Here is a 14,963-nt window from a genome sequence, read left to right as displayed (position 1 = left end):
GCAGGTCCTAGACACTGTGACCACTCATCGATCCACCCGCAATGATGCAGGAGAAGTATGTTTTCCAAAGTTCTGGTGGCCAACCGCGGCGAAATCGCGATCAGGGCCTTCCGCGCCGGCTACGAGCTGGGCGCAAAGACCGTTGCCGTTTTTCCCCAAGAGGACCGTAACTCGATCCACCGCCAGAAAGCGGACGAGGCTTACCTGATTGGCGAGGAAGGACATCCCGTCCGGGCATACCTGGACGTGGCTGAGGTGGTCCGCGTTGCGAAAGAGTCCGGGGCAGACGCCATCTACCCCGGCTACGGCTTCCTCTCGGAAAACCCGGAACTGGCCCGCGCGGCAAAGGAAGCGGGCATCACCTTTGTAGGTCCGCCTGCCGAAGTCCTGGAGCTCGCCGGCAACAAGGTGGCGGCCCTGAAGGCTGCCCGCGCGGCCGGCGTACCGGTCCTGAAGTCCAGCGAGCCGTCCAAGGACCTGGATGAGCTCCTGGCCGCGGCCGATGAGATCGGATTCCCCATTTTCGCCAAGGCAGTGGCCGGCGGCGGTGGCCGCGGCATGCGGCGGGTGGATACCCGCGAGGCACTGCCCGAAGCCCTGAAGTCGGCCATGCGCGAAGCTGATGCTGCGTTCGGTGACCCCACCATGTTCCTGGAGCAGGCGGTCCTTCGCCCCCGGCACATTGAAGTTCAGATCCTCGCGGACGCCGAGGGCAACGTCATGCACCTCTTCGAGCGTGACTGCTCCATCCAGCGGCGGCACCAGAAGGTCATCGAGATCGCTCCTGCCCCCAACCTGGACGACAGCATCCGCCAGGCCCTGTACCGGGACGCGGTGAAGTTCGCCCAGGCGCTGAAGTACGTCAACGCCGGTACGGTGGAGTTCCTCGTGGACACCGAGGGCGAGCGGGCAGGCCAGCACGTCTTCATCGAAATGAACCCCCGCATCCAGGTGGAGCACACGGTCACCGAGGAAGTCACCGACGTGGACCTGGTCCAGGCCCAGATGCGGATCGCCGCCGGTGAGACGCTCGCCGACCTGGGCCTCTCGCAGGACACGGTCAAGCTTCGCGGCGCCGCCCTCCAGAGCCGCATCACCACGGAAGACCCCGCCAACGGGTTCCGGCCCGACGTCGGAAAGATCACCGGTTACCGTTCCGCCGGTGGTGCCGGTGTCCGCCTGGACGGCGGCACGGTGTACTCCGGTGCCGAGATCAGCCCCCACTTCGACTCCATGCTGGTCAAGCTCACGTGCCGAGGCAGGGACTACCCGGCTGCGGTTGCCCGCGCCCGCCGCGCCCTGGCGGAGTTCCGTATCCGCGGTGTCTCCACCAACATCCCCTTCCTGCAGGCTGTGCTTGACGACCCCGACTTCATTGCCGGGGATGTCGCCACGAACTTCATCGACCAGCGCCCGGAACTGCTCAAGGCCCGGGTCTCGGCCGACCGCGGCACCAAGCTCCTCACGTGGCTGGCCGACGTGACCGTCAACAAGCCCAACGGCGACCTGACCCTGCATTCAGACCCCGCCCACAAGCTGCCCGAGGTCAAGGACAGGCAGGCAGTCCCGGGCTCACGCCAGAAGCTCCTTGAGCTGGGCCCCGAGGGCTTTGCGAAGGCGCTCCGCGAGCAGACCGCCGTCGCCGTCACGGACACCACCTTCCGCGATGCCCACCAGTCGCTGCTGGCCACGCGTGTCCGCACCCGCGACCTTGTCGCCGCCGGCCCCGCCGTGACGGCCCTCCTGCCGCAGCTGCTGTCCGTCGAGGCCTGGGGTGGCGCCACGTACGATGTGGCACTGCGCTTCCTGGGCGAGGACCCCTGGGACCGTCTTGCCGCCCTGCGCCAGGCCATGCCCAACGTCTGCATCCAGATGCTGCTGCGTGGCCGCAACACGGTGGGCTACACGCCCTACCCGGAAGAGGTCACCGAAGCCTTCGTCAATGAGGCTGCCGCCACGGGCATCGACATCTTCCGCATCTTCGATGCCCTGAACGACGTCAGCCAGATGGCTCCTGCCATCCGCGCCGTCCGCGCCACCGGCACTGCCGTCGCGGAGGTGGCCCTCTGCTATACCGGCAACCTGCTGGACCCGGAAGAGAAGCTCTACACCCTGGACTACTACCTGGGGCTGGCGCAGAAGATCGTCGACGCCGGAGCCCACATCCTGGCCATCAAGGACATGGCCGGGCTGCTGCGGCCCGCTGCCGCCGCCAAGCTTGTCGCGGCGCTGCGCGAGCGCTTCGACCTGCCCGTCCACCTGCACACCCACGACACCGCGGGCGGCCAGCTGGCCACGCTCCTGGCGGCTGTCGACGCCGGTGTGGATGCCGTGGACGTGGCGTCGGCGTCGCTGGCCGGGACCACCAGCCAGGTGTCGGCGTCGGCCCTTGTTGCCGCCCTGGCCCACACGCCGCGGGACACGGGCCTCAGCCTCGATGCCGTCAGTTCACTTGAGCCGTACTGGGAAGCAGTCAGGCGGGTCTACGCGCCGTTCGAGTCCGGACTGCCCGGCCCCACCGGCCGCGTGTACAAGCACGAGATCCCCGGCGGGCAGCTTTCCAACCTGCGCCAGCAGGCCATGGCCCTGGGCCTGGGGGAGCAGTTCGAGGCGATCGAGGACATGTACACGGCAGCTGACCGCATCCTCGGCCACCTGGTGAAGGTGACGCCGTCCTCCAAGGTGGTGGGCGACCTCGCACTGCACCTGGTGGGACTCAACGCGGATCCCGCCGACTTCGAAGCAAACCCGCAGAACTACGACATCCCCGACTCCGTCATCGGTTTCCTGTCCGGCGAGCTCGGTGATCCTCCCGGAGGCTGGCCCGAGCCGTTCCGCACCAAGGCCCTGCAGGGCAGGAGCGTGAAAGTCCGGGACGTGGAGCTCAGCGCAGAGGACAGTGCTGCGCTCAAGTCCGACTCGAAGACCCGCCAGCACACGCTGAACCGGCTGCTCTTCGACGGCCCCACCAAGGACTACCTGAAGAGCGTGGAGACGTACGGGAACATCTCGGTCCTTGACACCCGCGACTACCTCTACGGGCTCCAGCGCGGCACCGAGCACGAGATCCAGTTGGAGCGTGGCGTGAGGTTGATCGCGTCCCTGGAAGCCGTGTCCGAGCCGGACGAGAAGGGCATGCGCACCGTCATGTGCACCCTCAACGGCCAGTCCCGGCCCGTGGTGGTGCGCGACCGCTCCGTGGTGAGCAACGTCAAGGCCGCTGAGAAAGCCGATCCCGCCCAGCCCGGCCAGGTGGCCGCTCCCTTCGCCGGGGCAGTCACCGTCACCGTCAAGCCGGGGGAGACGGTCAAGGCAGGAGACACCGTGGCCACCATTGAGGCAATGAAGATGGAAGCATCCATCACGACGCCGGTAGCCGGCAAGGTCTCCCGCCTCGCCATCTCCGCGGTGGAGCAGGTCCAGGGCGGAGACCTGCTGCTGGTCATCGAGCAGTAAGAAGTTCCGGAAACGGCGAAAGGGTCCTTCACGTTGTGAAGGACCCTTTCGTTTGTGGCGGGTCAGGAACGCGGGGCCGAGTACATTTCCTCGATGACGGTTTCGAAGTCTTTCATTACTTGTGCCCGCTTTACCTTCATGGACGGTGTCAGGTGTCCGGACGCTTCGGTGAAGTCGGCCGGGACAATGCGGAAGGACTTGATGGCCTCGGCTTGCGAGACCGAGGTGTTGGCCGCGGTGACCAGGTCCTGCACCGCTGCCTTGACCACCGGATTGGCCGCTGCCTGCTCCAGGGTGGTGTCCGCCGGGAGCCCGTGGCGCTGGAGCCAGCCCGGCAGGGCTTCCTGGTCCAGGGTGACCAGGGCCCCGATGAAGGGCCTGTTGTCGCCCACCACGAGCACCTGCGATACGAGGGCGTCCGCACGGATCTGGTCCTCCAACAGGGCCGGGATGACGTTCTTGCCGCCTGCGGTGACAATGATTTCCTTCTTGCGGCCGGTGATCCAGACGAAACCTTCGTCATCCAGCTTGCCGATGTCCCCGGTGTGGAACCACCCATCGGTGAAGGCCTCGGTGGTGAGGTCGTCCCGCTGGTAGTAGCCGCGCATGACGCAGACTCCCTTGGCCAGGATCTCGCCGTCGTCGGCAATTTTGACGGCGTTGCCCGGCAGGGGCTTGCCCACGGAGCCGATCTTGATTCGTGATGGGGTGTTTACCGTGATGGGCGCGGTGGTTTCGGTGAGCCCGTATCCCTCCAGCACCTGCAGGCCGATGCCCTGGAAGAAGTGGCCCAGCCGCTCGCCCAGCGGGCCGCCGCCGGATACCGCATGGGCAACGTGTCCACCCATGGCCGCCCGAAGCTTGCCGTAGACCAGCTTGTCGAACAACGCGTGCCGCAGCTTCAGGCCCAGACCTACCCGTCCTTCCTGCCGGGCCTTGGAGAAGGCGATGGCAGTTTCGGCGGCCCGGTGGAAGATGGCGCCCTTGCCGCCGTCCTCGGCCTTGGTCAGCGCGGAGTTGTAGACCTTCTCGAAGACCCTGGGCACCGCCAGGATGAACGTCGGTTCGTAGCTCTGCAGGTCGGCCAGGAGGTTCTTGATGTCCGGGGTGTGGGCCACCGTGGTTCCGGCTGCCATGGCCAGCACCGAGATGTACCTCGCAAATACGTGGGCCAGCGGCAGGAACATGATGGTCTTGGCCTTCTCGTGGACAATCTCGCCGATGATGGCCAGGGCGTTGTCCGAGAGTTCCACGAAGTTGCCGTGGGTCAGCTCGCAGCCCTTGGGGCGTCCCGTGGTGCCGGAGGTATAGATGATGGTGGCCACGTCCCGCAGTCCCGCTGCGCTGCGGCGGGACTCAAGTTCCTCGTCGCTGACGCCGCTGCCGGCCTCGCGCAGGCTATCGAGGCCCTGGCCCTCAAGCTGCCATACGTGCTGCACTTCCGTCAGGCCTTCGGCAGTGACGGCCTGCCGGATAACGTTCTCGTGGTGGGCGGACTCGCCGAAGGCGGCCACCGCGCCGGAGTCACCCAGGTTCCAGGCCACCTGGGAAGGGGAAGAGGTTTCATAGATGGGAACCGAAACCGCTCCCGCGAACCAGATGGAAAAATCCACGAGAGACCACTCATAGCGGGTGCGGGACATGATGCCCACACGGTCACCGGCGCCGACCCCACTGGCAATGAGCCCCTTGGCCAGGGCCTTGACGTCGGCCAGGAATTCGGTGGCGGGCACGTCGCGCCACGAGCCCGCCGAATCCAGGCGGGAAAACAGTGCCGGGTTGCTGGCCTTGCCCGCCTGGCGCAACACCAGGTCAGTGATGTTGGTTTCGGGTGGGACAACAACCAGGGGCGGAACACTGAATTCGCGCACTATAGCTCCTTTGATATCTGAAGTCCCGCGCAGGGGTTGCCTAAAGACTAGTACCCCGGGCGGAACAGTGCAGTACATAAACCTACTGGTGAGTAACTTAGCCGTCAATGGGCGCTATGAAGGGGTGTATGTCAAGACAATCTTGCTGCCCGCCTAGAATGGTGGACTATGTACGGACCGTTGCCCGGCGATCAGGCCGGCCCCCTGAAAAGACCCGCTCCGTGGCGCCGCCGTCCCGCCGCCCACCGTGTCGGACAGCTCCATGGCGGCACGGGCGGGCACCTCCGCCTGGGCCGCAAGGGACTGGCCATCGGAATCGACATCGGGGGAACCAAGGTCGCCGCAGGCGTGGTGGACGCGGAAGGCCGGATCCTCAACGAGGCCCGGCGCTCCACCCCCGGAACGGATCCACGCGCGGTGGAGCAGGTCATCGTGGAACTGGTCGAGGAACTGGGCCGGGGGCACCGCATCTGGTCGGTGGGTATCGGCGCCGCGGGCTGGATGGACCTTGCCGGTGGAACGGTCCTTTTCAGCCCGCACCTGGCCTGGCGCAACGAGCCCCTGCGCGAGAACCTCCAGCGGCTCCTCCGCCGCCCGGTGCTCTTGACCAACGATGCCGATGCCGCAGCGTGGGCTGAGTGGCGCTTTGGTGCCGGTCAAGGGGAGGACCGGCTTGTCTGCATCACGCTGGGCACCGGCATCGGCGGCGCCATGGTGATGGACGGCAGGGTGGAACGCGGCCGGTTCGGCGTGGCAGGGGAGTTCGGCCACCAGATCATCATGCCGGGCGGCCACCGCTGCGAATGCGGGAACCGCGGCTGCTGGGAGCAATATGCTTCGGGCAACGCGCTGGGACGGGAGGCGAGGCTCCTGGCCCGGTCCAACTCGCCGATGGCCCAAGACCTGCTGGCAGCCGTGGGCGGACATCCCGAAGCGATCACCGGCGCCATTGTGACCGAACTGGCCCTGGCCGGCGACCCCGCGTCGCGGGAGCTGATTGAGGAGGTCGGCGAATGGCTGGGGCTCGGGCTGGCCAACCTGGCAGCGGCACTGGACCCGGGTCTGTTCGTTATCGGCGGCGGCCTGTGCTCGGCGGGGGACCTGTTGGTGGAGCCGGCCCGCAAGGCCTTCGCGCGGAACCTGACTGGGCGCGGATTCCGTCCGGCTGCGGGGATCGAATTAGCGGCACTGGGCCCCAACGCGGGCCTTATCGGGGCCGCTGACCTTTCCCGCGTCAGCAGCCGCGTCCGCAGCTGACGACGACGGCAGGATGGCTGGCGGGAAGCTAGACCCGGGCGCCGTCGTCGTCGCCGTTTTTTTCCTGGGGCAGCTTCATGATCAGGTACACCGTGGCCAGCACGAACACCGCAACGATGCCAACGACGGCCAGCAGGGGCGCTGACCGCCAGAACATGGCGGAGAGCAGCAGCGCGACAGGGCCGCCGACGGCGCCGAGCCACGCGAGCATGGTCAGGGGATCGGTGCCGGCCAGGCTGGGCGGTTCCTCCGGCACGAACTCCTCGCCGTCGTCGTCCACCTCGTAGTCCCGGGGCCCCTCTCCGGGCCCGTCCGTCCCATCCCCGGGCCGCGTCCGGCGCTCCGCCGGGGGCCTCTCCGCGGGCTGCGTTCCCGCCAGGCCCAGGGGATCGAAGTCGCGGAAGGTGGGCGGTGCCGGGGGCTCCGGCGCCGCAGCAACCGGTCCGGTTGGCAACTGTTCCCCGGGGGCGGGGGAATCGGGGCGGATCGCAACTGTGTCCGATTCGAGCCTGGCCACCAGGTCCAGCCACACGGCGTCGTCCTGGTTGGCGCCCTGGTCCGGCTGGTCGGAGTCAGGCCTGTTCACTGCGGACCTCCTGTCCCGGTCCCGCGTACCCCGGCGGGCGCGTCCTGCAGGACGCGCTTGATAAAGTCCACGGACCCTTCGAAGATGCGGTCGGCGTCGTTGTCCAGGGTGGCGACGTGGTAGCTGTTCTCGAGCCGCACCACTTCCAGCGGAGCATGCGTCAGCCCCCGCCTGAGGACGTCCATGCTGGCATCCGACACCACATGGTCCACGGTGGAGCGGTAGGCCTGTACAGGGGCGGTAACCCGGGGAAGGAGCCGGACGGTGTCCCTGAACATCTTGTTCAGTTCATGGGCAGCGGCCACGGGCGTGCGCGCGTAGGCGCCTTCATCCATCCCTGCCTTGAGGATGTCATTGCCGATCGACGGGGTGCTTTTGAGCACCAGCTTCAGGATTCCTGCCAAGGGCGCCCGGGGATCGTCAATCACCAGGCCGGGGTTCACCAGGAGCACTCCGGCGACGGGCCGGGTGGCCGCAATGCGCAGGGCCAGCGCCCCGCCCATGCTGAGGCCGGCCGCGAAGACCTGGTCGCACTCGGCGTCCAGTTCCAGGAAGGCGTCATCCAGGGCGCCGTGCCACTGTTGCCAGCGGGTGCGGGCCAGATCCTGCCACGTGGTCCCGTGGCCCGGCAGCAGCGGCATCCGGACGGCGAAACCGGCTGCTGCGAACGCCGTGGCCCAGGCGCGCAGGCCATGCGGGCTGCCCGTGAAGCCGTGGGAGAGGACCACCCCCGTGCTGGCCCCTTCGCCGCTGAAGGCGCTGGTGAACGGGCTGTGGTCCGGACCGGAGGTCATGGCGTCTCCAAGGTACTGGTGCGGCGGGCGTGGGCGGCGACGAATTCTCCGGACCTGGCGAAGATCGCGGGCGCGTCAACGTCCAGAGTAGCCACATGTCCGCTGCTGGCAAGCTCCGTCACCTCGTCGAGGTTGGCGCCCAGCCCCTTCTGCAGCAGTGCCAGTGAGGTGGGCGGGACCACGGCGTCGGTGCGGGACTTGAAGACCTGGACGGGGGCGTCAACACCTGGCAGGCCGCGAACGGCGGCGCGGAACAGTTTCTTGAGTTCATGCACGGCAGCCAGCGGGGTCAGCGAGTAGTCGCCGTCGTTCGTCGCAGGCGCCGTCGGCTGGTCCTCCTGGATGGGGACCGTGGTCCGCTGGAAGTACTTGAGGAGGCCGATGATCCGCACCCGGCGGTCGTAGAAGCTCAGGCCGGGGTTGACAACGCTGACCCCGGCCACCGGGTGGCGGGATGCCGCGAGGAGGGCGATGGCACCGCCCATCGACAGGCCCGCGGTGAAGCATGAATCCGTCCGGCCGGCCAGGTCGAGGAGGGCCTCTTCATAGCTGCGGTACCAGTCCTTCCAGCCTGTGGCTGCGAGCTGGCGCCAGTCTGTTCCGTGCCCCGGCAGCAGGGGGACGGATACGGCGTATCCCAGATCTGCGAGGTGCTGCGCCCACGGCATGACACTCAGGGGACTGCCTGTGAAACCGTGGCAGATGGCTACGCCGATGCGGGCGTTGGCCCCGTGGCCTGGATAACTGAAAGCGGCCGGACGGGGCGGGGTGCTGCTTTCAGTCATGACTCCATCGTGTCACTGTTCCAGCCAAATCTCACTAGAGTAGGGTTGCATTGAATCGCTGGCCAGGCCCGACGCAGGGCCTGGGGCTGCCTTCCGGAGAGGTTCACCACGTGTTCTATTGGGTCATGAAAAGGATCTTCCTCGGTCCGGTGATCAAGCTGCTCTTCAGGCCCTGGGTCAAGGGCCTGGACAACATTCCGGCGCAGGGGGCCGCCATCATCGCCTCCAACCACCTGTCGTTCTCCGACTCCATCTTCATGCCGCTCATGGTGCGGCGGCCCGTGGTCTTCCTCGCCAAGTCGGAATACTTCACTGGAACCGGCATCAAGGGCAGGCTTACGGCCGCATTCTTCCGCCTCACCAACCAACTGCCCATGGACCGCTCCGGAGGCGCTGCTTCCGCCGCGTCGCTGAACGCCGGGATGGAAGTGCTCAACGCAGGCGGGTTGCTGGGCATCTACCCGGAGGGCACGCGAAGCCCTGACGGACGGTTGTACCGGGGCAAGGTGGGCGTGGCCAGGCTCGCGCTGCAGGCAGGCGTCCCCGTGATCCCCGTGGCCATGATCGGCACGGACAAGGTGCAGCCCATCGGCAAACGGCTGCCGAACATCCGCAGGATCGGCATGATCTTCGGCGAGCCACTGGATTTCAGCCAGTACCGGGAGCAGGCGGAGGACCGGACGGTCCAGCGCAAGGTCACGGACGAGATCATGTCCCAGCTGCTGCGGCTCTCCGGCCAGGAGTACGTGGATGAATACGCAGCCGTAGTGAAGCTGCGGCTCGCCGGCAAGCCTGAGGAACCCCGGGCCGCAGCTGAGCCCCTTGCCGCCCCGGCGGCCTCCGACGGCGGGTTCGTCCCGGACGCCGGCTCCGGTACGGCGTCGGCACATCCTGGTATGGAGGACGACGCCGGCACGCAGGCCACGGGGTAGCGGAACCTGCCGGCGGCCGCGCGGCAGTTATGACGGGGACAGCGGACAGCGTGACGGTCCGGTGCCCGCCGCTGCCGCCCTGCCGCTAGTCTTAGAGGGTGACTGAGCTATCTGCAAAACCAGCCTTTTCTCTGTCCAGCACCGCCCAGAGCGGAGCGGCCAACTATCCCGGACTGGACCACTGGCGGGACCTTCCCATCTCCCAGCAGCCCAGCTGGCAGGACCGGGATGTATTTGAGGCGTCGGTGAAGGAACTGTCGGTCCTTCCGCCGCTGGTGTTTGCGGGTGAAGTGGACGTCCTGCGGGAGCGGCTGGCTGCCGCCGCCCAGGGCAAGGCGTTCCTGCTGCAGGGCGGCGACTGTGCCGAGACCTTCGAGGCAGCCACGGCTGACAAGATCAGCGCCCGCGTCAAGACCATCCTCCAGATGGCAGTGGTGCTTACCTACGGCGCCGCCATGCCGGTCATCAAAATGGGCCGCATGGCTGGCCAGTTCGCCAAGCCCCGTTCCTCCAATGACGAAACCCGCGACGGCGTGACCCTGCCCGCCTACCGCGGCGACATCGTCAACGGGTACGACTTCACTCCCGAGTCCCGCGGCCACGACGCCGCGCGCATGCTGCGCGCCTACCACACGTCGGCCTCCACCCTGAACCTCATCCGCGCCTTCACCCAGGGTGGTTTCGCGGACCTGCGCTCGGTGCACCAGTGGAACAAGGGCTTTACCGAAAACCCCGCCCACGCCCGTTACGAGTCGCTGGCCCGCGACATTGACCGTGCCATCAAATTCATGGACTCCTGCGGCGCAGACTTCGAAGCCCTCAAGCGGGTGGAGTTCTTCGCCAGCCACGAGGCACTGCTGCTGGATTACGAACGCGCGCTGACCCGCATTGACTCCCGCACCGGCTTCCCGTACGACACCTCGGCCCACTTCCTCTGGATCGGCGAGCGTACCCGGGAACTCGACCACGCCCACGTCGACTTCCTCTCGCGGGTACGCAACCCCATCGGCGTGAAGCTGGGCCCGTCCACCACCGGTGATGACGCCCTTCGCCTGATCGACAAGCTCGACCCGGACCGCGAGCCCGGCCGCCTCACCTTCATCACCCGCATGGGCGCCGGCAACATCCGCGAGAAGCTGCCTGCCGTCGTCGAGAAGGTCACCGCCTCCGGGGCGCAGGTCCTGTGGGTCACCGACCCCATGCACGGCAACACGGTCACGTCACCCAACGGATACAAGACGCGGAACTTCGACGACGTCATCGACGAAGTTCGCGGCTTCTTCGAGGTGCACCACGGGCTGGGGACCGTACCGGGCGGCCTGCACGTGGAGATGACAGGCGACGACGTCGCCGAGTGCCTGGGCGGCGCCGACCCGATAGACCAGGATGCGTTCCTGGACCGCTACGAGTCTGTCTGCGACCCCCGCCTGAACCACATGCAGTCACTCGAAATGGCCTTCCTGGTAGCCGGCGCGCTCGCCAAGCACTAGGAACAAAGCCAAACGGTTCAAGGTGGGCAGGCGATGCCTGCCCACCCTGACTACACCACCGTGATGGTGACGACCGAGCCTTCCGGGACCTCGCGGTCCACCGGCGACTGGTCCCGCACGGTGCCGAAGAAGCCGCCCAGGATGTTGTTCACCCGGACCTGGAAGCCCAGTGCCTCGAGCGCCTTGCGTGCCTCCGATGCCTGCTTGCCGATGAAGCTGGGGACGGCAACCATCCTGGGGCCCTTGGAGATGGTCAGGGTGACCGTGCCGCCCCTGGCCAGCGTCCCATTGGGCGGGGACTGGCTGACGACGGCGCCCTCCGGAACGTTCCGGTCGAACACCTCATCAGGGGCCACCTCAGCGGTGAGGCCTGCCGCCTCAACCGCAGCCACGGCATCGTCCTCGGCCTTTCCCACGACCGACGGAACGGCAATGGGCTGCGGGCCCTTGGAAACCACAAGTCCTACGGGAGTACCGTGCCGGGCAGGGGTGCCGGCAGCGGGATCCTGGGACAGGACGGCTCCGGCAGCTGCTTCCTCATCGAATTTTTCGGCGACCGTCCCCAGCGCCATCTCCGCCGCATTCAGGACGGTCTTTGCTGCGTCCAAACTCCCGCCGGTGAGCTTTGGCAACGGGAAAAGCTGGGGCCCCTTCGACACCAGCAGTGAGACAGGCTGGAACTTCCGGATTTCCGTCCCCGCGGCGGGTTCGCTGCCCACCACGAGGCCGGTCGGCACGTCGTCGTCGAAGACATCGCTCGTGGTGGAGCGGAAGCCCACCCCGTCGAGCAGTTGCTGGGCCTGGGCCACTGTCTTGTTGGCCACTGCAGGAACGGCAGCGGCGGCACCGGGCCCCATGCCGAAGAACCAGCCGGCGCCCGTGGCCAGCAGGGCCGCGAGGATGAGGACCACCACCCATATGAGGCCGCGGCGGCGCGGATTTCCTTCCCGAAGGGTACGCACCGCTGTGGCGGCGGCCAGCGCGCGCAGCTTCTCGCTTTCCCGGTCGGCTTTCCGCTGCGCCCGCTTGCCCAGCCGCGGTGGCGGGGGAGACCAGCCGCTGTCCGCATCGTCGTCGTCGGGCAGCGTAAGTCCGGGCCGCTGATGGTGGGCCACGTGCTCGGTCGGGAAATCGGCTGTCGGGTACTGCCCCGGCGGGTAGGCGGGGGCAGCCGGCCGGGAGGGAGGCATCAGGGTTGTCGGATTGCTGGCGCGGCCCAGGACCTCGGTCTGGTGCGGATACGCGGCCGCTGCCGCTGCCGGGGGCTGCAGGTCCAGCTCCGCGTCGGTGAGGTTGGTCCGGATGTGGCGCAGTTCCTGGAGCAGCGCGTTGCCGTCCACCGGCCGGTTCTCGGGATCGTTGGCGGTGCACCACTGCACCAGTTCATCCACTTCGGCGGCGAGCCGGGGGACAAGATCCGACGGTGGTCCCACCGTACCGTTGACGTGCTGGTAAGCCACCTGGATGGGTACTTCGCCCTCGAACGGCTGGCTCCCGGTCAGCATTTCATACAGCATGATGCCCACGGAATAGACGTCGCTGCGCGCATCCGCCGGTTTTCCAAGGACCAGTTCCGGCGAGATGTAGGCCACTGTCCCGATCAGGGCCCCGGTGCTGGTTGAGCTGGTGACGGCACGGGCCAGGCCAAAGTCCCCGATCTTGATCCGGCCGTCGTCGGCGATCAGGACGTTCTCGGGCTTCACGTCGCGGTGGATGAAGCCGGCTGCGTGTGCCGCACCCAACCCCTCCACCACAGGGTCGATCAGTGCCAGCGCCAGCCGGGGTGGCAGGGCGCCCCTGTCCCTGAGGACGTCCCTGAGCGTGTGGCCCTTGATGTATTCCATAACGAGATAGGCGGTATTGCCGTCGTTGCCCTGGTCCAAAACACCCACTACGTGCGGATGGGACAGGCGGGCGGCTGCCTTGGCCTCACGGCCTAGCCTGCCCAGGAAGTTTTCGTCGGCGGCGAGGTGGGGGTGCAGCACCTTGAGCGCCACCTCACGGTCCAGCCTTTGGTCAATGGCCAGGTAGACGGTGGACATCCCGCCACGGGCAAGCCTGGAGGTGACGGCATAGCGGTTGTCCACCAGCGTCCCTACAACTGGGTCTGACACGTGTTCCTGCACCCTACGATCCTAATCCCGCAGCAAAACGCGTCCGAAATGAAAACGGGTCCGAACCGGTAACGGTTCGGACCCGCAAACAGATATTGGTCAGTGGCAGCAGCTCAGCTGAAGTTCTTCTGATGTGCCTTGATCGCCGCCAGGTAGGCCTTGGTGTCGTCGTACATGCCGTACTTACTCACCGAGTACTGGCCCTGGTAGTAGCCCGCAATCGCAGTGTCCTGGTCCTTGCTGGTGGCCAGCAGTTGCCGGATGATGGCGACGCCGGCCGTGGCGTTGTCGTACGGGTCCAGCAGGTTCAGCTTCCGGCCAACAAGGTCGGACGCCCACTGCCCGGAGCTGGGAATGACCTGCATGGTGCCGATCGCGTTCGCCGGTGACACTGCCCGCTGGTTGAAGCCGGATTCCTGGAAAGCGAAAGCCATGGCCAGGGAGGGATCCACACCCATGCGGCGCGCGGTGTCGGCAACGATGTTCTTCATCTCATCCCGTGAGGGGACGGGGGAGGCGTTCAGCAGGGCCTTGTTCTCGTTGGCGGAGCTGACCACAGCGGCGGGGTAGCTGAACCCCAGGAAGGAACTGGGCACCAGCGGAGCGGCTGCCGGCTGGGGTGCTGCCGCTGCGGGCTGCGCGGCCGCCTGGCCGGAGCCGCCGGGAATCACCAGTTTGCTGCCCGGATAAATGACCGTGGTCATACCCAGTTTGTTCGCGGCGAGCAGGTCCGACAGCTTGACGCCGTGGCGGGATGCGATGGCCGAGAGCGTATCGCCGGCCTTGATGGTGTAGGAGCCCGTGGCCGGTGCCGTGGTGTTGGCCAGTGCCGGTGCCGCCGGGGCCGGGGCCGCGGCCGGTGCAGGCGCTGCCGGTGCAGGCGCGGCGTCGCCGCCGCCCACCTTGACCTTCTGTCCCGGATAGATGATGGAGCGCATCGAGAGGTTGTTCCAGGCAAAGACGTCCGAAAGCGACACGTTGTGCTTCGCGGCGATGGCGCCAAGGGTGTCACCGGGCTTTACCGTGTAAGTTGCGCCGCCGGCCGGGGCCGGGGCTGCGGGCGCAGGGGCAGCGGCGGGTGCCGGAGCCGCAGGCTCCGCCGAGCCGGAAAGCTTGAGCTTCTGGCCGGGGTAAATAATGGTGTTGGCCTGAAGGTTGTTCAGCTTCAGGATGTCTCCGGTGCTGAGGCCAAAACGTCCGGCGATGGCGCTGACGGTATCACCGCGGACGATCGTGTACTCAGCGGGCGCAGCCGGCTGCGTGGGCTGGAAGGCCGCGGGAATGGTGGTGGAGACAACAGCGGCAGGGATTACGCTGCCCGCCGCTTTCGCTGCGGCCTGGGCCTTCATCGCTGCTGCAAGGCTGCTCGGAATATTCCGTGCGGGCTGCTGGGCCGCGGCCGGCTGGGCGAGGGCCAAGGATGACAGTACGACCGCTGGCAGCGCCGCAGTGGTTGCGGCAATCATCGGCAGACTCGGCTTGGGGGGCTGCTTGGGCGAGCGGGACATCGTCATCGGAAAGAATCCTCTTCTCAACTGCGGGTGCGGACGCGGGCGGGGATGCCGCTGTCAATCTTGATACTACTGTGACTTAAGTTATCCGTGTTACAAATGTGATGTGTGTGAATCTCTCATGAATTTGCTGATAGCACAAGAATTTTAGGAATTCCCGTAATGGC

Annotated in this window: 10 protein-coding genes; 4 read left to right on the top strand and 6 right to left on the bottom strand. The window is 66.9% G+C overall.

All coding sequences use genetic code 11. The features are described 5' to 3' along the window. Window positions 1-57: 57 nt before the first annotated feature. Window positions 58-3,456 (top strand): pyruvate carboxylase, encoded by a 3,399-nt coding sequence (locus ACR65J_RS18725; protein WP_440171887.1) that lies wholly within the window; start codon window positions 58-60, stop codon window positions 3,454-3,456. Between the two features lie 62 nt (window positions 3,457-3,518). On the opposite strand, the gene ACR65J_RS18720 is transcribed toward ACR65J_RS18725, so the two are convergent. Next, a complete protein-coding gene (locus ACR65J_RS18720) occupies window positions 3,519-5,327 on the bottom strand; it encodes an AMP-dependent synthetase/ligase (protein WP_440171885.1) in 1,809 nt (602 codons plus the stop codon). Between the two features lie 168 nt (window positions 5,328-5,495). Here ACR65J_RS18720 and ACR65J_RS18715 point away from each other — a divergent pair, with 168 nt between their 5' ends. Beyond that, the gene (locus tag ACR65J_RS18715; protein ID WP_440171883.1) at window positions 5,496-6,584 is read left to right on the top strand and encodes an ROK family glucokinase; all 1,089 of its coding nucleotides are present in this window, start codon (window positions 5,496-5,498) and stop codon (window positions 6,582-6,584) included. A 28-nt stretch (window positions 6,585-6,612) separates the two neighbouring features. On the opposite strand, the gene ACR65J_RS18710 is transcribed toward ACR65J_RS18715, so the two are convergent. The 3 genes from ACR65J_RS18710 to ACR65J_RS18700 are packed head-to-tail and all read right to left on the bottom strand — an operon-like array spanning window position 6,613 to window position 8,749. After that, window positions 6,613-7,170: a hypothetical protein gene (locus tag ACR65J_RS18710; protein WP_440171881.1), complete on the bottom strand. Its 558-nt coding sequence runs from the start codon at window positions 7,168-7,170 to the stop codon at window positions 6,613-6,615. Next, window positions 7,167-7,964, bottom strand: a complete 798-nt coding sequence (locus ACR65J_RS18705; RefSeq protein ID WP_440171879.1) for an alpha/beta hydrolase — start codon at window positions 7,962-7,964, stop codon at window positions 7,167-7,169. The genes ACR65J_RS18710 and ACR65J_RS18705 overlap by 4 nt, the downstream gene beginning before the upstream one ends. Further along, complete coding sequence (locus tag ACR65J_RS18700) at window positions 7,961-8,749, bottom strand: alpha/beta hydrolase (RefSeq protein ID WP_440171877.1); 789 nt, start codon at window positions 8,747-8,749, stop codon at window positions 7,961-7,963. The genes ACR65J_RS18705 and ACR65J_RS18700 overlap by 4 nt, the downstream gene beginning before the upstream one ends. A gap of 110 nt (window positions 8,750-8,859) precedes the next feature. Between ACR65J_RS18700 and ACR65J_RS18695 the strand changes: the two genes are divergently transcribed. After that, a complete protein-coding gene (locus tag ACR65J_RS18695; RefSeq protein WP_440171875.1) occupies window positions 8,860-9,681 on the top strand; it encodes a lysophospholipid acyltransferase family protein in 822 nt (273 codons plus the stop codon). Between the two features lie 98 nt (window positions 9,682-9,779). Next, window positions 9,780-11,171 carry a class II 3-deoxy-7-phosphoheptulonate synthase gene (locus ACR65J_RS18690; RefSeq protein ID WP_159632253.1) on the top strand — a complete coding sequence of 464 codons (1,392 nt, stop codon included), beginning with the start codon at window positions 9,780-9,782 and terminating at the stop codon, window positions 11,169-11,171. Window positions 11,172-11,221: 50 nt separating this feature from the next. Here the strand turns inward: ACR65J_RS18690 and pknB are convergent, their stop codons facing one another. Both pknB and ACR65J_RS18680 read right to left on the bottom strand, forming a co-directional pair. Beyond that, window positions 11,222-13,297: a Stk1 family PASTA domain-containing Ser/Thr kinase gene (pknB, locus tag ACR65J_RS18685; RefSeq protein WP_440171872.1), complete on the bottom strand. Its 2,076-nt coding sequence runs from the start codon at window positions 13,295-13,297 to the stop codon at window positions 11,222-11,224. A gap of 101 nt (window positions 13,298-13,398) precedes the next feature. Continuing rightward, complete coding sequence (locus ACR65J_RS18680; protein WP_440171870.1) at window positions 13,399-14,799, bottom strand: lytic transglycosylase; 1,401 nt, start codon at window positions 14,797-14,799, stop codon at window positions 13,399-13,401. Between the last annotated feature and the right edge of the window lie 164 nt (window positions 14,800-14,963).

This window comes from Arthrobacter sp. SAFR-044, from assembly GCF_059414985.1.
Note: the sequence above shows the minus strand (reverse complement) of the source record. Positions and strands in the feature narration are given on the sequence as shown.